Origin of the sequence: Halomonas sp. Cn5-12 (genome assembly GCF_021532545.1) — a bacterium.
Taxonomy (GTDB): Bacteria; Pseudomonadota; Gammaproteobacteria; order Pseudomonadales; family Halomonadaceae; genus Vreelandella; species Vreelandella aquamarina.
This window is the reverse complement of sequence record NZ_JAKGAY010000001.1, coordinates 215705-233798: the sequence shown is the minus strand read 5'-3', so window position 1 is coordinate 233798 and position 18094 is coordinate 215705. Positions and strand designations below refer to the sequence as shown.

19 protein-coding genes and 1 other RNA gene are annotated in these 18094 nt (G+C 55.1%); 16 read left to right on the top strand and 4 right to left on the bottom strand.

Features of this window, described 5'->3' with window-relative positions; translation table 11 throughout:
* The first annotated feature begins 182 nt into the window (after nucleotides 1–182).
* From zapE to L1249_RS01070, 8 genes are all read left to right on the top strand, one after another.
* Nucleotides 183–1364 (top strand): cell division protein ZapE, encoded by a 1182-nt coding sequence (gene zapE / locus L1249_RS01105; RefSeq protein WP_044629964.1) that lies wholly within the window; start codon nucleotides 183–185, stop codon nucleotides 1362–1364.
* 176 nt (nucleotides 1365–1540) lie between these two features.
* Nucleotides 1541–1969: a 50S ribosomal protein L13 gene (rplM, locus tag L1249_RS01100; RefSeq protein WP_044629965.1), complete on the top strand. Its 429-nt coding sequence runs from the start codon at nucleotides 1541–1543 to the stop codon at nucleotides 1967–1969.
* A gap of 13 nt (nucleotides 1970–1982) precedes the next feature.
* Entirely contained in the window at nucleotides 1983–2372 is a 390-nt protein-coding gene (gene rpsI / locus L1249_RS01095; RefSeq protein ID WP_044629966.1) for a 30S ribosomal protein S9, read from the top strand.
* Between the two features lie 208 nt (nucleotides 2373–2580).
* On the top strand, nucleotides 2581–3180 hold the full coding sequence (gene petA / locus L1249_RS01090; RefSeq protein ID WP_054645140.1) for a ubiquinol-cytochrome c reductase iron-sulfur subunit: 600 nt from the start codon (nucleotides 2581–2583) through the stop codon (nucleotides 3178–3180).
* A complete protein-coding gene (locus L1249_RS01085) occupies nucleotides 3180–4439 on the top strand; it encodes a cytochrome b (RefSeq protein WP_044629968.1) in 1260 nt (419 codons plus the stop codon). Before petA ends, L1249_RS01085 begins: the two co-directional genes overlap by 1 nt.
* Nucleotides 4439–5206: a cytochrome c1 gene (locus L1249_RS01080; protein ID WP_044629969.1), complete on the top strand. Its 768-nt coding sequence runs from the start codon at nucleotides 4439–4441 to the stop codon at nucleotides 5204–5206. Before L1249_RS01085 ends, L1249_RS01080 begins: the two co-directional genes overlap by 1 nt.
* A gap of 146 nt (nucleotides 5207–5352) precedes the next feature.
* A complete protein-coding gene (gene sspA, locus L1249_RS01075) occupies nucleotides 5353–5979 on the top strand; it encodes a stringent starvation protein SspA (protein WP_044629174.1) in 627 nt (208 codons plus the stop codon).
* A 61-nt stretch (nucleotides 5980–6040) separates the two neighbouring features.
* Nucleotides 6041–6538, top strand: coding sequence for a ClpXP protease specificity-enhancing factor (locus L1249_RS01070; protein ID WP_044629175.1), 498 nt, complete (start codon nucleotides 6041–6043; stop codon nucleotides 6536–6538).
* A gap of 82 nt (nucleotides 6539–6620) precedes the next feature.
* Here the strand turns inward: L1249_RS01070 and L1249_RS01065 are convergent, their stop codons facing one another.
* Genes L1249_RS01065 through L1249_RS01050 form a run of 4 tightly spaced genes read right to left on the bottom strand, consistent with a single transcriptional unit; the run spans nucleotide 6621 to nucleotide 9723 of the window.
* Nucleotides 6621–7193 (bottom strand): BON domain-containing protein, encoded by a 573-nt coding sequence (locus L1249_RS01065; RefSeq protein WP_044629176.1) that lies wholly within the window; start codon nucleotides 7191–7193, stop codon nucleotides 6621–6623.
* 44 nt (nucleotides 7194–7237) lie between these two features.
* Nucleotides 7238–7831, bottom strand: a complete 594-nt coding sequence (locus tag L1249_RS01060; RefSeq protein ID WP_054641051.1) for a phosphoheptose isomerase — start codon at nucleotides 7829–7831, stop codon at nucleotides 7238–7240.
* Between the two features lie 22 nt (nucleotides 7832–7853).
* On the bottom strand, nucleotides 7854–8225 hold the full coding sequence (locus L1249_RS01055) for a YraN family protein (RefSeq protein WP_044629178.1): 372 nt from the start codon (nucleotides 8223–8225) through the stop codon (nucleotides 7854–7856).
* Complete coding sequence (locus tag L1249_RS01050; protein WP_044629179.1) at nucleotides 8215–9723, bottom strand: penicillin-binding protein activator; 1509 nt, start codon at nucleotides 9721–9723, stop codon at nucleotides 8215–8217. The genes L1249_RS01055 and L1249_RS01050 overlap by 11 nt, the downstream gene beginning before the upstream one ends.
* A gap of 112 nt (nucleotides 9724–9835) precedes the next feature.
* On the opposite strand from L1249_RS01050, the gene rsmI reads away from it, so the two are divergent.
* The 8 genes from rsmI to mraY all read left to right on the top strand — a co-directional run bounded on the left by rsmI (nucleotide 9836) and on the right by mraY (nucleotide 18086).
* Nucleotides 9836–10693 (top strand): 16S rRNA (cytidine(1402)-2'-O)-methyltransferase, encoded by an 858-nt coding sequence (rsmI, locus tag L1249_RS01045; RefSeq protein ID WP_054641052.1) that lies wholly within the window; start codon nucleotides 9836–9838, stop codon nucleotides 10691–10693.
* 32 nt (nucleotides 10694–10725) lie between these two features.
* Nucleotides 10726–11085: RNase P RNA component class A (rnpB, locus tag L1249_RS01040), an RNA gene on the top strand.
* 52 nt (nucleotides 11086–11137) lie between these two features.
* Complete coding sequence (gene rsmH, locus L1249_RS01035) at nucleotides 11138–12091, top strand: 16S rRNA (cytosine(1402)-N(4))-methyltransferase RsmH (RefSeq protein ID WP_054641060.1); 954 nt, start codon at nucleotides 11138–11140, stop codon at nucleotides 12089–12091.
* Nucleotides 12092–12093: 2 nt separating this feature from the next.
* Nucleotides 12094–12429: a cell division protein FtsL gene (gene ftsL, locus L1249_RS01030; protein ID WP_235252988.1), complete on the top strand. Its 336-nt coding sequence runs from the start codon at nucleotides 12094–12096 to the stop codon at nucleotides 12427–12429.
* Nucleotides 12426–14132: a peptidoglycan D,D-transpeptidase FtsI family protein gene (locus L1249_RS01025; RefSeq protein ID WP_062373406.1), complete on the top strand. Its 1707-nt coding sequence runs from the start codon at nucleotides 12426–12428 to the stop codon at nucleotides 14130–14132. The genes ftsL and L1249_RS01025 overlap by 4 nt, the downstream gene beginning before the upstream one ends.
* 16 nt (nucleotides 14133–14148) lie before the next feature.
* Nucleotides 14149–15639 (top strand): UDP-N-acetylmuramoyl-L-alanyl-D-glutamate--2,6-diaminopimelate ligase, encoded by a 1491-nt coding sequence (locus L1249_RS01020; RefSeq protein WP_235252987.1) that lies wholly within the window; start codon nucleotides 14149–14151, stop codon nucleotides 15637–15639.
* Nucleotides 15639–16994, top strand: a complete 1356-nt coding sequence (locus tag L1249_RS01015) for a UDP-N-acetylmuramoyl-tripeptide--D-alanyl-D-alanine ligase (protein ID WP_235252986.1) — start codon at nucleotides 15639–15641, stop codon at nucleotides 16992–16994. The genes L1249_RS01020 and L1249_RS01015 overlap by 1 nt, the downstream gene beginning before the upstream one ends.
* 9 nt (nucleotides 16995–17003) lie before the next feature.
* A complete protein-coding gene (gene mraY, locus L1249_RS01010) occupies nucleotides 17004–18086 on the top strand; it encodes a phospho-N-acetylmuramoyl-pentapeptide-transferase (RefSeq protein WP_235252985.1) in 1083 nt (360 codons plus the stop codon).
* Nucleotides 18087–18094: the final 8 nt, after the last annotated feature.

The following is an 18094-nucleotide window of genomic DNA, read 5'->3' as shown; positions in this document are numbered from 1 at the left end:
ACAGGGCGTGGCTTTTAAAAACAGCCCCATTATAGGCGCGTCTAAGTCGGTTGGGTCAATCCGCTCATGCGCTTAGCGTTTAAGCGGCGTATAATTAGCCCCATTTTATTGAGCAAGCTTTATCTGGCGGGCGGTGGCACGTCGAGGATACAGCTTGGACAATGCGTTGCGGGAGCACATTAATGGCATCAGTATCTGCACGTCAGGCGTCTGATCAAACGCGTCGGCCAACGCCGCTTGAGCGTTATCAAGAAGACCTCAAGCGTAGCGATTTCCAATATGACTCTGCCCAAGAACAAGCAGTGAAGCATCTGCAGCGCCTCTATGATGAGTTGGTGTCAGCGCCGACCACGGTGCCCAAAGCGATAGTCGCCAGTAAAGGCATCAAGGCCAAAATGGCAGGCTTGCTGGGTAAGAAAAATGAACCGGCCAAACCCCCAGTGCCGCAGGTGAAAGGGCTCTATTTTTGGGGTGGCGTGGGGCGTGGAAAAACTTACTTAGTCGATACCTTTTATGAAGCACTGCCGTTTCCCGAGAAGATGCGCACGCATTTCCACCGCTTTATGCAGCGGGTGCACAACGAGCTGACTCGCTATAAGGGCGAGAAAAATCCTCTTACGCTCATCGCCGGTAAATTTGCGGCAGAGGCGAGGGTAATCTGCTTTGATGAGTTTTTTGTTAAAGACATTACCGACGCGATGATTCTGGCCAATTTGCTGGAAGCACTGTTTGAGCGTGGTGTTGTGCTGGTGGCGACGTCGAATATTGTACCCAATGACCTCTATAAAGACGGCTTGCAGCGTGCACGATTTGTGCCTGCTATTGAGTTGCTGAACCGTCACTGTGAGGTGGTCAACGTTGATTCAGGGGTCGACTACCGCTTGCGTGCTCTTGAGCGTGCAGAAATTTTCCATGCGCCTTTAGATGATGCTGCCGAGCAGGAATTGGCACGCAGCTTCAGAGAGATTGCCGGACAGCCGGGTGAGGAGGGGGCGCCGCTGGAGGTGAATCACCGAGTGCTGAAAACTCGCCGCTTGCATGATGATGTGGTGTGGTTTGAGTTTGCCGAGCTGTGCGATGGCCCTCGTAGCCAAAATGACTATATCGAGCTTGCTCGGGAGTTTCACACAGTGTTGGTAGCCAACGTCCCGCGAATGGATGGTAAAACGGATGATCAGGCGCGGCGCTTTATCAACATGGTGGATGAGTTTTATGACCGTGGCGTAAAGCTGTTGATGTCCGCTGAAGTGCCGGTGGAGTCGCTGTATAACGACGGTAAGCTCACATTTGAGTTTCAGCGTACTCTGTCGCGGCTCCAGGAGATGCAGTCTCGCGAGTACTTGGCGCTGGCTCATAAACCCTAGTGCCTGCGCATGCATCAAAAAAATAGCTACGGCACTTAACTTGGGCACATGCTTACTGTAGAATGCCGCCTCGCTACACGTTGCTGGCTAAAATCAGCAACCAAAAAAAATAGGGATGGTGCTTCACCGCTTGGCGGTGTGAGTCACCCAACACACTTAATCTGGTGATTTCATCCATGAAGACGTTCAGTGCTAAGCCGCAGTCCGTCCAGCGCGACTGGTACATTGTCGACGCTACGGACAAAACGCTCGGTCGTCTGGCAACCGAGATTGCTCGCCGCCTGCGTGGTAAGCATAAGCCCGAATTTACCCCTCACGTTGATACCGGCGACTACATCGTCGTGATCAATGCAGAGAAAGTCCAAGTAACCGGTAACAAGGCGAAGGCTAAAACCTACTACCGCCACACAGGTTACCCGGGCGGTCTGCGCTCCATGACATTCGACAAAATGCTCGACCACGCTCCCGAGCGTATCATCGAGTCTGCCGTTAAAGGCATGCTGCCGAAAGGTCCGTTGGGTCGCGCCATGTACTCCAAGTTAAAAGTGTACGCCGGTGCCGAGCATCCGCATGCTGCCCAGCAGCCGCTTGAACTGAACATCTGAGGAAATCTTCGCCATGACACAGCAGTATTACGGTACCGGGCGCCGCAAGACTTCCACCGCTCGTGTGTTCCTGAAGCCGGGTTCCGGCAAAATTACCGTCAACAACCGTGAGCTTGACCAGTACTTCGGTCGTGTTACCGGTCGCATGGTTGTTCGTCAGCCGTTAGAGTTGACTGAAACCCTAAACCAGTTCGACGTCTACGTTACCGTTGAAGGCGGCGGCGGCTCTTCACAGGCTGGCGCTATTCGTCACGGCATCACGCGTGCCCTGATGAATTACAACGAAGACCTGCGTCCTACGCTGCGTGCCGCTGGTTACGTTACCCGCGATGCTCGTCAGGTTGAGCGTAAGAAAGTCGGTCTGCGTAAAGCACGTCGTCGTCCGCAGTTCTCCAAGCGTTAATTTTACGCTATGTGGCAAAAACGCCCAGGTCAAAGACCTGGGCGTTTTTTATTGGAATATCAAAAAATTATAACGCTCGTACCACCATGGTCCGGGGCGGTTGTTCTTGTGCAGAGCGCTTTGTTTTTTTAACATAGACTGTATTTGATATTCGTCGTCGCAAGACGCCTTTGCGACGGAACGGGTAAGCTGATGGGAGAAACCAGAAATGGCAGATAACGGCGTAAACAAAGGCCGGCGCCGTTTCCTCGTAGGCGCCACCTCCGTTGTGGGGGCGGTGGGCGCTGTCGGGGTTGCGGTCCCCTTTGTGGCATCTTGGCAGCCTAGTGCCAAGGCAAGAGCGGCAGGCGCGCCGGTTCAAGCGGATATTTCCAAGCTTGAGCCAGGTCAGCGTATGACCGTCGAGTGGCGTGGTCGCCCGATTTGGATCATTAATCGTACGCCTGAGATGATCGAACGGACCGAAGCGCTAGGGGCTGACAGCTTGGCGGATCCAGAGTCCGAAGTGCCACAGCAGCCTGCCTATATCCAGGGTGGTCTGCGCTCGATCAAGCCTGAGATTGGTGTCTTGATCGGCATCTGTACCCATTTGGGCTGTTCTCCCTTGTATCGGCCCGAGCCGGATGCGGAAGGGGTGGGTGTCGATAACTGGCCGGGTGGTTTCTTCTGCCCATGCCACGGCTCTCGTTTTGACTTGGCCGGTCGCGTCTTTAGCAACGTTCCTGCGCCGACGAACCTTGAAGTGCCGCCCTACCGCTTTGAAAGCGATGACATCATCGTGATCGGCGAAGATGAGGAGAGTGCCTAATGGCTAATCCAAATAAGGCGAAGGCCGAGAGTGGCATCATGCGTTGGGTGGATGATCGTTTCCCTGCCACTCAAATGATGCAGGACCACTTGACCAAGTACTACGCGCCGAAGAACTTTAACTTCTTCTACATTTTTGGTGTGCTGGCACTACTGGTGCTGGTCAACCAAATCCTGACCGGCGTTTGGTTGACCATGAGTTTCAATCCCTCTGCCGAAGGTGCGTTTGCCTCCGTCGAGTACATCATGCGTGATGTCGAGTGGGGCTGGTTGATTCGCTACATGCATACGACGGGGGCATCCGCCTTCTTCGTGGTCATCTATCTGCATATGTTCCGCGGGTTGCTTTATGGTTCCTACAAAGCGCCACGTGAGCTGGTGTGGATTTTTGGTATGGCCATCTATCTTCTGCTGATGGCCGAAGCCTTCATGGGCTATCTGCTTCCATGGGGTCAGATGTCTTACTGGGGGGCGCAGGTCATTATCTCGCTGTTCTCGGCCATCCCGGGTATTGGCCCTGATCTAGCGCAGTGGGTGCGCGGTGATTTCCTAATTTCAGGCATCACGTTGAACCGTTTCTTTGCGCTTCACGTCGTTGCGTTGCCCATCGTGATTTTGGCATTAGTCGTGCTTCACATCATTGCTCTGCATGAAGTGGGTTCTAACAACCCTGATGGTATCGAAATCAAGCAGAAGAAAGACGAGACCGGTAAGCCGCTCGACGGCATCGCTTTCCACCCGTACTACACCGTGAAGGACTTGGTGGGTATTGCGGTGTTCTTGTTTGTCTTCAGTGTCGTGGTGTTCTACTTCCCGGAAGGGGGGGGCTACTTCATCGAGCGGCCGAACTTTGAACCGGCTAACCCGCTGAAAACGCCTGACCACATTGCACCGGTTTGGTACTTCACGCCGTTCTACGCCATTCTGCGTGCGATTACCTTCTCGCTGTTTGGTCTTGACGCTAAGTTCCTGGGTGTTGTCTGCATGGGCGCGGCGATTGCTGTGCTGTTCGTGCTACCGTGGCTTGACCGTAGCCCTGTGCGCTCTATGCGTTACAAAGGCTGGATGTCCAAAGTTATGCTGCTGCTGTTCTGCATCAGCTTTGTAATTCTTGGTATTCTAGGTGTGCTGCCGTCCACAACAGGTCGCACCATCTTGGCGCAAGTGTGTACAGCCATTTACTTCGCCTTCTTCCTGCTGATGCCGCTCTACACCAAGCTGGAGAAGACTAAACCCGTTCCGGAAAGGGTGACTGGCTAATGAAAAAGCAACTATTAGCACTGCTCTTCGCAATCGTGCCGGTAACCGCGATGGCGGCTGGTGGCGCAAGTGTGCCTCACAGCATGGAGCCTGACCTACAGGATCAGGCGTCTCTGCAAAATGGCATGAAGCTCTATGTTAATTACTGCATGGGCTGTCACTCGCTTGAGCACCAGCGCTTTGCGCGCGCGGCTGATGATCTGGGTATCCCCCAGGATCTGGTAGAAGAGAACTTAATCTTCTCCTCAGACTTAGCGTTCAACGACCAGATGCACATTGCGATGGATCGTGGCGATGCAGAGTCTTGGTTTGGCGCTCCGCCGCCCGACCTGACGCTGGAAGCGCGCCTACGTGGCACTGACTGGATCTACTCCTACCTGTTGGGCTTTTACAAAGACCCGAGTCGTCCCACTGGTGTGAATAACACCGTGTTCGATTTGGTGGCGATGCCTAACGTGCTGGAGCCTCTCCAAGGCGTTCAGGAGTTGGTGTGTGCCGAAACCGATCAGCCGGTGGCGGGACAGTCTCCCGACCCGCTATCAGGTAAGTATCAGTCTTGTGATGTGCTGCAAGTGACTCAGCCAGGGGCGATGGAGCCAGCCGAGTTCGAGGAAGCGGTATATGACCTGACCAACTTCCTGGCCTACGTGGGTGAGCCTTCCAAGCTGCAGGCGCAAGCCCTGGCACCTAAAGTACTTATCTTTATCTTTATTTTTGGTGTGATTGCTTACCTACTCAAGCGTGAGTACTGGCGAGACGTCCACTAATCAGTAAAGTAGGATAGGCGGTTCAGGCGCACGGCGAAAGCCGTGCGCCTTTTGTTTGCGGCGTGATTATGTATCGTTGGCTACCTTCCCATAAGAGGGTGCTGGCATGTTATTATCGAGAATTGTTTTGATGCGAGGATGCTTTCATGGGTGTTGTGGCCAAGCGGTCGTCAATGATCTTTTACTCGGGTAGTGATGATCATTTCAGTCATCGAGTGCGCATTGTTCTGGCTGAAAAAGGAGTAGCGGTCGACATCGTCGATGTCGCTGAGGAGCAGCCGCCTGAAGAGTTAGCAGACCTCAATCCGTACAACAGCGTTCCGACGCTGCTGGATCGTGACTTGGTGCTTTATGAATCCAAGGTAATGATGGAATATCTGGATGAGCGTTTTCCTCATCCGCCCTTGCTGCCGGTCTATCCTGTAGCGCGTGCTCAAAGCCGTCTGTGGATGCATCGCATTGAGCGCGAATGGTGCCCGATGTTAGAGCAGATTCGCACCGGTGGTAAGAAAGAGGCCGATAAGGCACGTAAAGAGCTGCGTGAAAGTCTCATTGGCATTTCGCCCATCTTTGAAGATATGCCTTACTTCATGAGTGAAGAGTTTACGCTGGTAGATTGCTGTTTGGCACCGATCCTGTGGCGTTTACCTGAGCTGAATATTGAGTTGCCCGAGAAGCAAGTGAAGCCGCTGTTAGGTTACATGTCGCGGGTATTTGAGCGCGAAGCGTTTAAAGAATCTTTGAATGAGCGTGAAAAAGAGATGCGCGCTTGAGTTCATTCGGCCTCTTAGCTCTGTGGGCAAGAGGCCATATTTGTTAGGAGGAGGGAGTCTTATGAAATCGAGCCGTCCCTATCTCGCCCGAGCCCTCTATGAGTGGCTGTTAGACAATGAATTAACGCCCTACCTCGTGGTTGACGCCACGCAGCCTGGGGTGGAAGTACCAAGGCAATTTGTTCAGAATGGGCAAATTGTGCTCAATGTAGCGCCGACGGCGGTGCGTGACCTGTTTATGGAAAATCAGGCGATTGGTTTTAATGCTCGATTTGGTGGCCAGCCTATGCAGGTGATGATCCCAACGCCTGCGCTTATCGCTATCTACGCCCGTGAGAATGGTGCGGGTATGGTGTTCGGTCACGAGCCTGAGCTTGATGCTGCTGGGTTTGAAGAGCAGGATGATGAAGCTGGAGAAGCAGGCACTGACACAGAATCGGCAAAGCCTGAGCTGACGCTCACTGAGCCAGCCTCTGAGCAAGCGTCCAGCCAGTCGTCTGATAAGGCGTCTGGCGATGACAAGCCCAAGAAAAAACCGACGCTGCGCGTTGTGAAGTAATCAGTCAGATAGCAGTCTCGGTAGCCAAATACAAAACAGCCTCGCCAACTATTTGGCGAGGCTGTTTTCTAGCATCTAGGTGTTAGTCAAGGTAGTCAAAAACCTTAACAATGCGTTGCACGCCACCTACGGAGGAGGCTGCATTCACAATGCGGTCTGCCTCTTCCCGAGTCACCATGCCCATTAAATAGACACTGGCGTTTTCCGTGGTGACCTTCAGTTTGGAAGAGTCAATGCGGTCATTCGTTGCCAGGTAGCTTATGACATTGGTGGTCAGCCACGTATCTGTTAGCCGCTGGGTGGCGGGCAGGTTGGCGGCGACGGTAAGCTCATTATGAACTTTGTCCACGCCGCGTAAGTTCGATGCAACGTTACCCGCCATGTTTTTCAGCTCTTCGCTTGGTACCTGTCCAACTAGCAGCAGCGTTCCGTTATAGCTGTGGGCGCGAATGCGTGCATCGCCTAGGCGGGCATCGGCACGAGCTAGCGCGCGCTCTACTTCGCGTTCAATCGTGGCGTCGACAGCTTCTACGTCATTGCTACGCTGGCCGTAGTTAGAGGGGTTTGAGGCGCTATTGTTGGCGCAACCGCTTAGTGCTATCACGCCGCAGAGCGTGGCAGCCAATAGTGTTTTGGATGAAAAGTGCAGGGCCATGAGGATGACTCCTTGATCAGTAATTATTCGCAAGGCGTGCGCTATTACTCAGCGCCACCAAACAGCTGTTCGTCAATTAAATCACAAAGGCAGTGAATAACGAGTAAATGAACTTCTTGGATGCGTGCGGTAGAGGTGGCGGGAACACGGATCTCGCAGTCGTCTTGCCCCAGTAAAGAGGCCATATTACCGCCGTCACGCCCGGTTAGTGCTACTACGGTCATGTCGCGGTCGTGAGCCGCTTGGATCGCTTGTACAACGTTAGCGGAGTTGCCGCTAGTTGAAATAGCCAGCAGTACGTCGCCTGGCTGGCCCAGTGCGCGAATTTGCTTGGAGAACACCTCATTATAGCTATAGTCATTAGCAATAGATGTCAGGGTCGAGGTGTCGGTAGTTAGTGCTAAAGCAGGCAGGCTAGGGCGCTCACGCTCAAAACGGTTCAGTAACTCAGAAGAAAAATGCTGACTGTCACCGGCGCTGCCGCCGTTACCACACGCAAGAATTTTCCCTTCATTAACCAGACACTGCACCATCATTTGGCTGGCGACTTCAATAAAAGGAGGCAGTACTTCGCTGGCATAGGTTTTGGTATCAATGCTGGCATTGAAATGGCTGAGTATACGGGATTGAAAGTCCATCAGGGCTTCCTAGTTAAGAGTATTAATAAGCGTCAAAAGCCGCTTGCTCCCAATGAAACTCGAGAGTGGGCGGTGTGCCTGTAATGGCTAGGATATCAAAGCGGCAGGGGCAAGAGAGGTTATGTCGCGCAATATAGAGCGATGCCGCACGAATTAAACGACGCCGCTTCTGCGCGTTCACCATTTCCAAGGGGTGCCCATGGCGCGTTGTGGCGCGATGTTTGACCTCGACAAAGACCAAAATATCCTGGTCATACATCACAAGATCAAGCTCTCCGCCTTTTACATGGTGATTGTTGGTGACCAGGCGAAGGCCGTGCTGCTGCAGCCATTGAGCGGCTAACCGCTCAATGGCTGCACCTCGATAACGGGCAGTTTGGGGATTATTGCTCATTACCCAGTAGGCCAGGAATTAAAATGGGTGACGGTGTGCCATTTTGAAACTTGGCCCAGGGCAGTTCGCGGTGGATGCGGCCATCATTTGATAGCGATAACGTCCCAGTGCTGCCGTTTAAACCGTTTAGGCTGGACAGGTCCGACATCCGTTTAGCAAGTTCATAAGCATCAACACCCATAGCCATCAAGCGGAACATCGAGGCATCTGCCTCATCGCGCAACTGCTGGTAGGTAGGGTAAAAAGGTAGTACCTCTTCTCCGCCTACTGCAGCATCTGGAATTTGCCAGGGAATGTCCATGAACATCACATCGTTCAGATCCTGATCCAAGCGCGTTTGCAGCCGGCCTTCATGTAGGTGCGAGGTGGCGTAGATGGGCAGGTCAGGAGCGTAGTAATAATCCAGCGTGGGCGGCACCTGGCGTGCGTAATCGGGAAGCGCTAGTAGGAAGAGGGCGTCAATGTTGCCAAGGCGGGCGCGCTCGCCGCTAACATTCAGCGCGGTTTGCACAGCGTTGGAAACTGGGCTGCTCGGATTGTAGCGCACTGCATTCGTCACCTCGCCACCCAGGCGCTGAAACTCGTTCCAGAAGGCTTCACCAACTCGGCGGCCCCAGTCATTATCCGGCACCATCACCGACATTTGGCGCTGGCCATCCTGATAAGCACGGCGCGCTGCCTGCCGGGCTTCACCTTCTGCAGATAAGCCGTACTGCAGTAGACGTTGTGCTTGGTTGTTGGCACCGCTGCCATAGTTCAGCGCTAGTGTAGGCAGGGGTACGCTGTCACGCTGCTCAAGCTGAGACACCTGATCCTTATCGAGCGGGCCAATCATTAGCTGGGCATTCATTTGCTGAGCGCGGCTATACAGTTCGTCGAGCGAGTACTGGGCAGCATCGATAAAACTTAACTGAACGCCGTCAGCACTAATCTCGTTATGGCGGCGTATGGCGGTGGCAAGTGTATTGGCAACGCTGCTTAGCGGGCCAGATTCCGGTAGTGCAACCACAATACGGCGAATTTCGGTGCCCTCAAGTTCAGGTAAGGTGACTTGAACTTGCCCCGGCTGCTGATCAAGCGTTTGCTGTGCCCACTGTTGGCGCTCAGCAAGGGTTTGCTGCTGATTTGCCTGCATAGGTAGCTCATCGTCCAAGACTTGTGTTGCGCGCAACACGGCGCGTGGGTCGTTTAACCCGCGAGCAAGCTCTGAAAATAGCATGGCCCAGCGCACGCGATCGGCGTCGTTAAGCAGCGTTTCATCAATGCTGCTGGCGGTATCAAAGGCGTTTTCACGCTGGCCCTGGCGGGCCAAAATATTGGCGGCTTCCAGACGTGTGCGAGCGGCCTGCTCTGGGGCTTGCTGTTCGGCTTGACTGAGCAAGCGGCCGGCATCCTGGTCGGGTACTCGGTCAACCACGCTCGGCGGTTGCATGGCGCACCCGGTGATGAGAAGTGCCATGAAGGCAGTGGCCAACAGGCCACGAAGTGACTGTTTCATGTATCCTTCCTTAGTTTCCATTTGCGCTGTCGCGGTCTATCAGCAGGTTAGCGTGGTTTTCCATAAGCATAGCGCACCGTCAGGGCAAGCCATTAACAAATCGGGAGTCACGATGACACACCAACATCCGGGTACATTGTACGTGGTTGCCACGCCAATTGGGAATTTGGACGACTTAACGCCGCGTGCTGCTCGGGTATTAGCCGATGTATCGCGTATTGCGGCGGAAGATACGCGACATAGCGCGCGGCTGCTTGCCCACTTAGGGGTGAATACGCCGATGATATCGCTACACGAGCACAACGAAGCCCAGCGGGTGGATACGCTGGATGGCTACTTAGCGGCTGGCGAGAGTATCGCGCTGATCAGTGACGCCGGTACGCCACTGATTTGTGACCCTGGGTTTGTGCTAGTGCGTGAGCTGCGCGCTAGAGGGCGGCCCATTGTTCCGCTGCCTGGGGCGTGTGCGCTGGTCACCGCGCTTTCTGGAGCGGGGCTGCCCACCGACCGCTTTACGTTTGGGGGCTTTCTGCCCGCTAAACCCAGCGCTCGCCGCCAAGCGTTGGAGAAGTGGCAGAGCCGTGAAGAAACGTTGGTATTTTACGAGTCGCCCCACCGCATTGTGCATACGCTTGAGGCGCTATGTGAGCAAATGCCTGAGCGCACGGTGGTGCTGGCACGAGAGTTGACCAAAACCTTTGAAACATTTCTTCAGGGATCGCCGGCAGTGCTTCGTGATCAGCTCGCTGAAGATCCTAACCAGAGCCGGGGTGAGTTTGTAGTAATTATTTCTGGTGCCCCTCCGGCGGTGCAGGGGGATGAACAGTCGATAAATGCCAATGAGCTGTTAGCCGCTCTGCTGGCAGAGGGCGTGGGTGTCAAGCAGGGGGCCTCGATTGCTGCCAAAATGCTAGGCGGGCGTAAGCAGGGGTGGTACGCCCGATTGCAGGCAATGAAAGGTCAGCATTGAGGCGAACGCAGGGCGCTGGTATGCTTGCCGCCGGAGTTGGCCAGACAGTCGCCGCTAGTGTGCTCGCAAAGGCCGCTAGGGGAGGAAAGTCCGGGCTCCATAGGGCAGAGTGCCAGGTAACGCCTGGGCGGCGTAAGCCGACGGAAAGTGCAGCAGAGAGTAGACCGCCTAAGCCTTTCGGGGCCGGTAAGGGTGAAAGGGTGCGGTAAGAGCGCACCGCGCGCCTGGCAACAGTGCGTGGCATGGTAAACCCCACTCGGAGCAAGACCAAATAGGGACCCAACGGCGTGGCCCGCGCTGGGTCCGGGTAGGTTGCTTGAGCGCTGCGGTGACGCAGCGCCTAGAGGAATGACTGTCCACGACAGAACCCGGCTTATCGGCCGACTCCCCATTTCCATGAAAGGCGTGCCAAGCACGCCTTCCCAAATTATGTGTGAGAGTAACATGCCTTCTGCTGACGCTGATCAGGTCACCCGTTTTCGTCATACCAGCGTTTTATTGGAAGGAGCGGTAGATGCACTGGTCCATGATTCTGAAGGTATCTACCTAGATGGTACCTTTGGCCGTGGCGGTCACTCCCGGTTAATTCTTTCGCGTTTAAGCGAGCAGGGTCGCTTATTGGCCATGGATCGCGACCCGCAGGCCATTGCCGCCGCTGCTGAGATAGAAGACTCCCGTTTCCACATTACTCAGCGTGAATTTGCTCACTTGGCTGAATTTGCCAAAGAGCAGGGGGTCTACGGCAAACTCTCTGGTGTTTTGCTGGATGTGGGCGTCTCATCCCCGCAGCTTGATGATCCTGAGCGCGGTTTTAGCTTTATGCGCAACGGCCCGTTAGATATGCGCATGGACCCCACGCAAGGGGAAAGTGCCGCCGAGTTTTTGGCGCGAGCCAGTGAAGCCGATATTGCCAACGTCTTTAAAACCTACGGTGAGGAGCGCTACGCCAAGCGCCTAGCTAACGCCGTGGTGAAACGACGCGTGGAGAAGCCTTTTACCCACACGGTGGATTTGGCGGAGGTGCTGAAAGCCGCCCACCCAGCATGGGAAAAAGGTCGGCACCCGGCGACCAAAGCGTTTCAGGGGCTGCGTATTTATCTTAATGGGGAACTTGACCAGCTAGATGCCGCCTTAGAGGCAGCGCTTGAAGCGCTAGCGCCGGGCGGTCATCTAGTGGTCATCAGCTTTCACTCCTTGGAAGATCGCCGTGTGAAGCGGTTTATCCGCCATCATGTGCGCGGTGACACCCACTTGCCACGGGGTGTGCCCATTCGTGATGATCAGTTGAATCGTCGCCTTGAAGCATTGGGCAAAGGCAGTCGCCCGAGCGACGAGGAAGTGGATGCTAACCCCCGCGCGCGTAGTGCCGTTATGCGGGCGGCCCGTAAGCGAGGCTAACAATGAGCATTGAACGGCTAGTGCATTGGGTTTCCACGCTGAGGGCGGAGTGGCCGTTTAAACTGCGCCTTCGCCTGTGGCCCATCACCATGATTGTGCTGTTTTTTGCCTGTTTATTGACTGGCTTAGCAGTAGTGACCACCACCCATATGACGCGGGTACAGTTTGCTGAGCTTCAGCGGTTAGAGCAGGAAGAAAACCAGCTCCAGACCGAGTGGGGCCAACTGCTGTTGGAAGAGGGGGCTTGGGCAACGCCAGCCCGCATTGAACAAATTGCCACGGAACGGCTAGAGATGCGTATTCCTGACGTAAATGATGTCGAGGTGATTCGGCCATGAAGCGTGAAGGTCGGGGAGGGAAGTCCCGCCAATATCCTATCGCGCCGCCGCTTGCTGGTGGACGCTTTTTCTTTATTTTGTTAGCAGTTGGTCTCGCCTCTGCCATTTTGATTGGGCGAATTACACTGCTACAGGTGATTGATCGCCCATTTTTGCAGAGCCAGGGTGATGCCCGCACGCTGCGCCATGAAGCTATTCCTGCTCACCGCGGAATGATCACTGACCGTAACGGCGAGCCACTGGCAATATCCACGCCGGTCGTGACGCTTTGGGCGAACCCTCAAGAGTTACCTACAGACGCCATCCAGCGTGTCATGCTGGCGCAGGCGCTGGGGATGTCACTGGATGACTTCGAGTCCCGGGTGGCGCGCTACAGTAGCCGCGAATTCATGTATTTGCGCCGACAGATGACCCCAGACGCTGCGCAGCGCATCCTCGATCTGCGCACGCCGGGTGTCTATCCACAGCGTGAATACAAGCGCTACTACCCGGCTGGAGAGGTGGCGGCCCAAATACTCGGCGTCACCAACGTAGACGACGTCGGTCAGGAGGGCTTAGAGCTCGCTTATCAGCCCTATCTAGCGGGTCACCCGGGGCAGCGTCGTGTCATCAAAGACCGGCGCGGTCGGCTGGTGCGAGAGCTGGGCGTGATTCGTGAAGCGCAGCCAGGCGGAGAGCTGACCCTGGCGATTGATCAGCGTATCCAGTACATGGCATATCGCGAATTGCGCGCTGCAGTGGCTGAACATCAAGCAGATGGTGGTGTTTTGGTCATGATGGATGCCCGTACAGGTGAAGTCCTGGCAATGGCCAATCTGCCGTCTTACAACCCCAATAACCGAGCGGGCTTAGATCCTCGTGGTTTGCGTAATCAAGCGCTGGTGGATGTATTCGAGCCTGGTTCGGTCATGAAGCCGTTAGCCATGGCAGCGGTGCTTGAAAGCGGTATTGTTGGCCGCGATGCTGTGGTAGATACATCGCCTGGATGGATGAGGCTTGATCAATTTACGATCCGAGACTTCCGTAACTACGGTGAACTGGATCTCGCGGGTATTCTTGAAAAATCTTCTAACATTGGGATGTCTCGCTTGGCTCTGCAGCTAAGCGATACGGCTATTTGGGAGAAGTATAATCAGCTCGGTCTGGGGCAAAGCCCCGGAACAGGCTTTCCAGGCGAGTCTACGGGCAATCTACCGGCTCGGATTCGGTGGTCTAGAAGTGAGCGAGCAGCCCTCTCTTATGGGTATGGTTTATCGGTAACAGCCGTTCAGCTAGCCAGTGCTTATACTGCGTTGGCTAATAATGGTGAACGCTTACCCCCTTCGCTGTTAAGGTTGTCAGAGCCGCCCCAAGGTATCCCGGCCATTGAGCCGAGTGTTGCCAACGACTTACTAGAAATATTAGAAACCTCGGTTGGCGCCTATACAGGTGGGCGACGTGCCCGTGTAGAAGGGTATCGCGTTGGCGGAAAAACCGGCACCGTGCGTAAAACGGGCCAGCAAGGCTACGCCAATGATGCCTATCGCAGCGTCTTTGCGGGTATTGCGCCCATTTCGGACCCGCGTATCGTGACGGTGGTGATGATTGACCATCCCAAAGCAGGCGAATTTTATGGTGGAGCGGTAGCAGCGCCGGTGTTCTCTAGTGTCACCGGTAATGCGTTGCGGCTACTGGATGTGCCGCCTGACTACGAGGTCGAATAGTGTTTAAGGAGATGGCATGACCATATGCCCAGAACAGTTACGGAAAGCGTTGCACCACGTATGGCCAAGCGCCAGTTTGCCAGCCTTACCTGACCTTCCTCAGCAGCTCAACTTGATCACTGATTCTCGCAAGCTGACGGAAGGTGATGTGTTTGTCGCCGTCCCCGGTAGCCAGCGTGATGGGCGAGAGTATATCGAGCAGGCATTAGCGAGCGATGCCTCGTTAGTACTGGCCCACACCAAAGAGAGTGACGTGCGATTAGAAGGACAGGTGCTGTTCCTGCCGCATCTTTCGCTACGCCTAGGTGAGCTAGGCCGCACGCTATTTGATGTACCAAGCGGCCTGGAAATTATCGCGGTCACGGGCACCAACGGAAAGAGCTCTGTGACTCACTACATTGCGGAGCTAAGTGAGCAGTTGGGTACCGCTGCCGGCGTGATTGGCACCTTAGGCGTCGGCCGTCCGGGTAAACTTTTGGAAAGCGGTTTAACGACGCCAGGCCCGCTGGCGCTGCAGGCGACACTTGGCGAGCTGGCTCGCCAAGGTGTAAAGCGCGTCGCGCTTGAAGCCTCGTCCCATGCACTAGATCAGCAGCGCTTAGATGCTGTGAATGTGAATGTGGGCGTCTTTACCAACCTCACCCGAGATCATCTGGACTATCACGGCAGCATGGCGGCCTACGCTGCGGCAAAGGCCAAGCTATTTCGCCGTACAGAGTTAGCCCTTGCGGTCGTTAATGGTGATGACCCCTTGGCGCGTTTAATGTTGGCAGGGTGCGACGAGAACGTACGTGTATTGGCCACTGGGAGTGATGAAGCCGTGACGCTGCGCGTTCTGGATTGGCAGCCCCATGCCCTTGGGCAGCAGGCGCTGATAGCCACCCCAGAAGGCGAAAAAGTCCTGCGGCTAGGGCTCGTGGGGCGTTTCAACCTGGATAATGTACTACTTGCCATGGCCGTACTTTACGGATTAGGTGAGCCGCTGGATGCGATCTTTGAAGCAGCAGCAGTGCTTTCTCCTGTGCCGGGGCGCATGGCCTGCTACGGTGGTGATAACGCCCCTAGCGTGGTGGTAGATTATGCCCACACGCCAGATGCACTGCAGAGTGCGTTGGGTGCTTTGCGTGCCCATTTGGGCAGTCAAGGCAAGCTATGGTGCCTGTTTGGCTGCGGCGGTGAGCGGGATACAGGGAAGCGCGCTGAAATGGCGAAAGTAGCAGAGCAACTGGCTGATCACGTGGTCGTCACCGATGACAACCCACGCAGTGAGTCTGCCGAGCAGATTCGTCAGCAAATCCACGCAGGCTTTGCCGGTAGTGTGCCAGTAGATGATAGAGGTGACCGCCGACAAGCCATTCTTTACGCGGTTCATCAAGCCGCTCCTGACGATGTGATTCTCGTTGCAGGAAAAGGTCATGAAACCTATCAAGAGATAGACGGAGTTCGCCACCCTTATCAAGATGTCGAGCAGGTGCTCCACGCCCTTGCCACACGGGGAACCCCCTAATGTGGGCGTTGGTAGAAGTAGCCGCCGCCCTTGGCTGCGATATCTCGGCTGAGAGCGCCAACTTGCCCATTTCAGCGGTAGTGACTGACACGCGTAAAATTGTGCCGGGCTGTCTATTTATCGCGCTAAAAGGGCCGCGCTTTGATGGCCATGAGTTTGTAGAGCATGCCAAAGAGCAAGGGGCCGCAGCAGCCCTGGTAGAGCGTGAGGTGGATAGCGCTCTACCTCAGTTGGTGTGCGCCGATACGCGGTTAGGACTTGGGCTGGTCGCGCGGGCTTGGCGTCAGCGCTTTATCCTGCCGCTGGTGGCGGTGACGGGTAATAGCGGTAAAACCACGGTAAAAGAGATGACTGCTGCGCTGTTAGCACCGCTAGGTTGCGTGCTGGCGACAGCAGACAACTTGAATAACGATATTGGTGCGCCGTTAACCCTGCTGCGCTTATCGAGCGAACATCAAGCGGGCGTTATTGAGCTAGGCGCTAATCATTTAGGCGAGATCGCCTGGACTAGCCAGCTCACTGCACCGCAGGTCGCTATTATCACTAACGTGACTGGCGCTCATGTGGGCGAGTTTGGCGGCATGGGCCAAATTGCTCAGGCGAAGAGTGAAATTTTCTCGGGTCTTAGCGGTCATGGTACTGCCGTCATTAATAGGGATGACCGCTACTACGCTTTTTGGGCAGCCTGTGCTGCCCCTCGGCAAATTGTAAGCTATGGCTTACATGACGATGCGGACGTTCACGCGAGGGCACTTTCCTGCGACCCCCAGGGGCGGTATGCTTTCACGCTTGTTGCGCACGGCCAAATCATGGGTGAAGTGCAGTTGCCGCTTATCGGCAAACATAATGTCAGTAATGCCCTGGCCGCATCGGCAGCAGCGCTAGCGCTAGGAGTAACGCCAGAGCACGTCGTGACAGGATTAAGCTGTTTAACCTCGCTTTCGGGGCGGCTAAGCGTAGTGCCGGGGTTACGCAATGCAACGTTGTTGGATGACACTTACAATGCAAATCCAGGGGCGGTTAAAGCTGCCTTGGACGCGCTCGCTAGCTTCCCTGCGCCACGCTGGTGTGCACTCGGGGCAATGGGTGAGTTGGGCAGTGAGTCCCAAGCTTTACATGCAGAGATTGGCCGCTACGCCGCGTCGTTAGGCATCGATACGCTATTAACGTTTGGCGAGGCGGCGCGCGCGGCCTCAAGTGCCTTTGGTCGCGGGCAACACTTTGACGATCACGAGACGCTTGTGCGTCATGTTATTAATACTCTTCCGCCTAACACCACTCTGCTGGTGAAAGGGTCGCGTAGTGCAGGCATGGAAACGGTCATTGCTGCGCTGCGTGCGGATGAAACAAGGTAAACGCCGTTCATGTTACTTCACTTGGCGAATTTTTTAGCTCAATTCCAAACTGCGTTTCAGGTGTTCAATTATTTGACGCTGCGCGTCATTCTCGCCGCGCTCACCGCGCTGATGCTGTGCCTTTGGCTGGGGCCCTGGGTGATACGTCGCCTGGTCGAAGGGCAGATTGGCCAGGCCGTTCGCGACGACGGCCCACAGTCGCATCTTTCCAAAGCAGGTACGCCGACCATGGGCGGCGCCATGATCCTGCTGGCGATTGCGATCAGCACCTTGCTGTGGGGTGACCTGACCAACTATTACGTCTGGATCGTGCTGCTGGTGACGCTGGGCTTTGGCGCCATCGGGTGGGTCGACGATTATCGTAAAGTGGTTGAAAAGAACCCGCGCGGCCTGCCTGCCCGTTGGAAGTATTTCTGGCAGTCGGTGGTTGGTATTGGTGCCGCAGTAGTGCTTTATGCCACGGCGACCACGCCTGCGGAAACCAGCTTGCTAATTCCGATGTTTAAAGATGTCGCTCTGCCGCTGGGCGTTTTCTACATCGTACTGAGCTATTTCGTTATTGTTGGCAGCTCCAACGCCGTCAACCTTACCGACGGTTTGGATGGCTTGGCGATTATGCCCACTGTGCTGGTGGCGATGGGGCTCTCTGTATTTGCTTATGCCAGCGGTAATGCGGTGTTTGCCAACTACCTACATATCCCTTTTATCCACGGCACCGGCGAGTTGGCAGTATTTTGTGCCACCATCGCGGGTGCAGGTCTTGGCTTTTTATGGTTTAACACCTATCCCGCCCAGGTATTTATGGGCGACGTAGGTGCCCTTGCCCTTGGGGCTGCGTTAGGGGTAGTCGCGGTCATTGTCCGTCAAGAGATCGTGCTCTTTATCATGGGCGGTATTTTTGTACTGGAAACCGTCTCGGTGATCCTCCAGGTAGGCTCCTACAAACTAACTGGACGCCGCATCTTCCGCATGGCACCGCTACATCACCACTACGAGCTGAAAGGGTGGCCAGAGCCGCGGGTTATCGTGCGGTTCTGGATAATTACCGTGGTACTTGTGCTGCTAGGCTTGGCCACGCTCAAAGTTCGTTAATCAAAGAA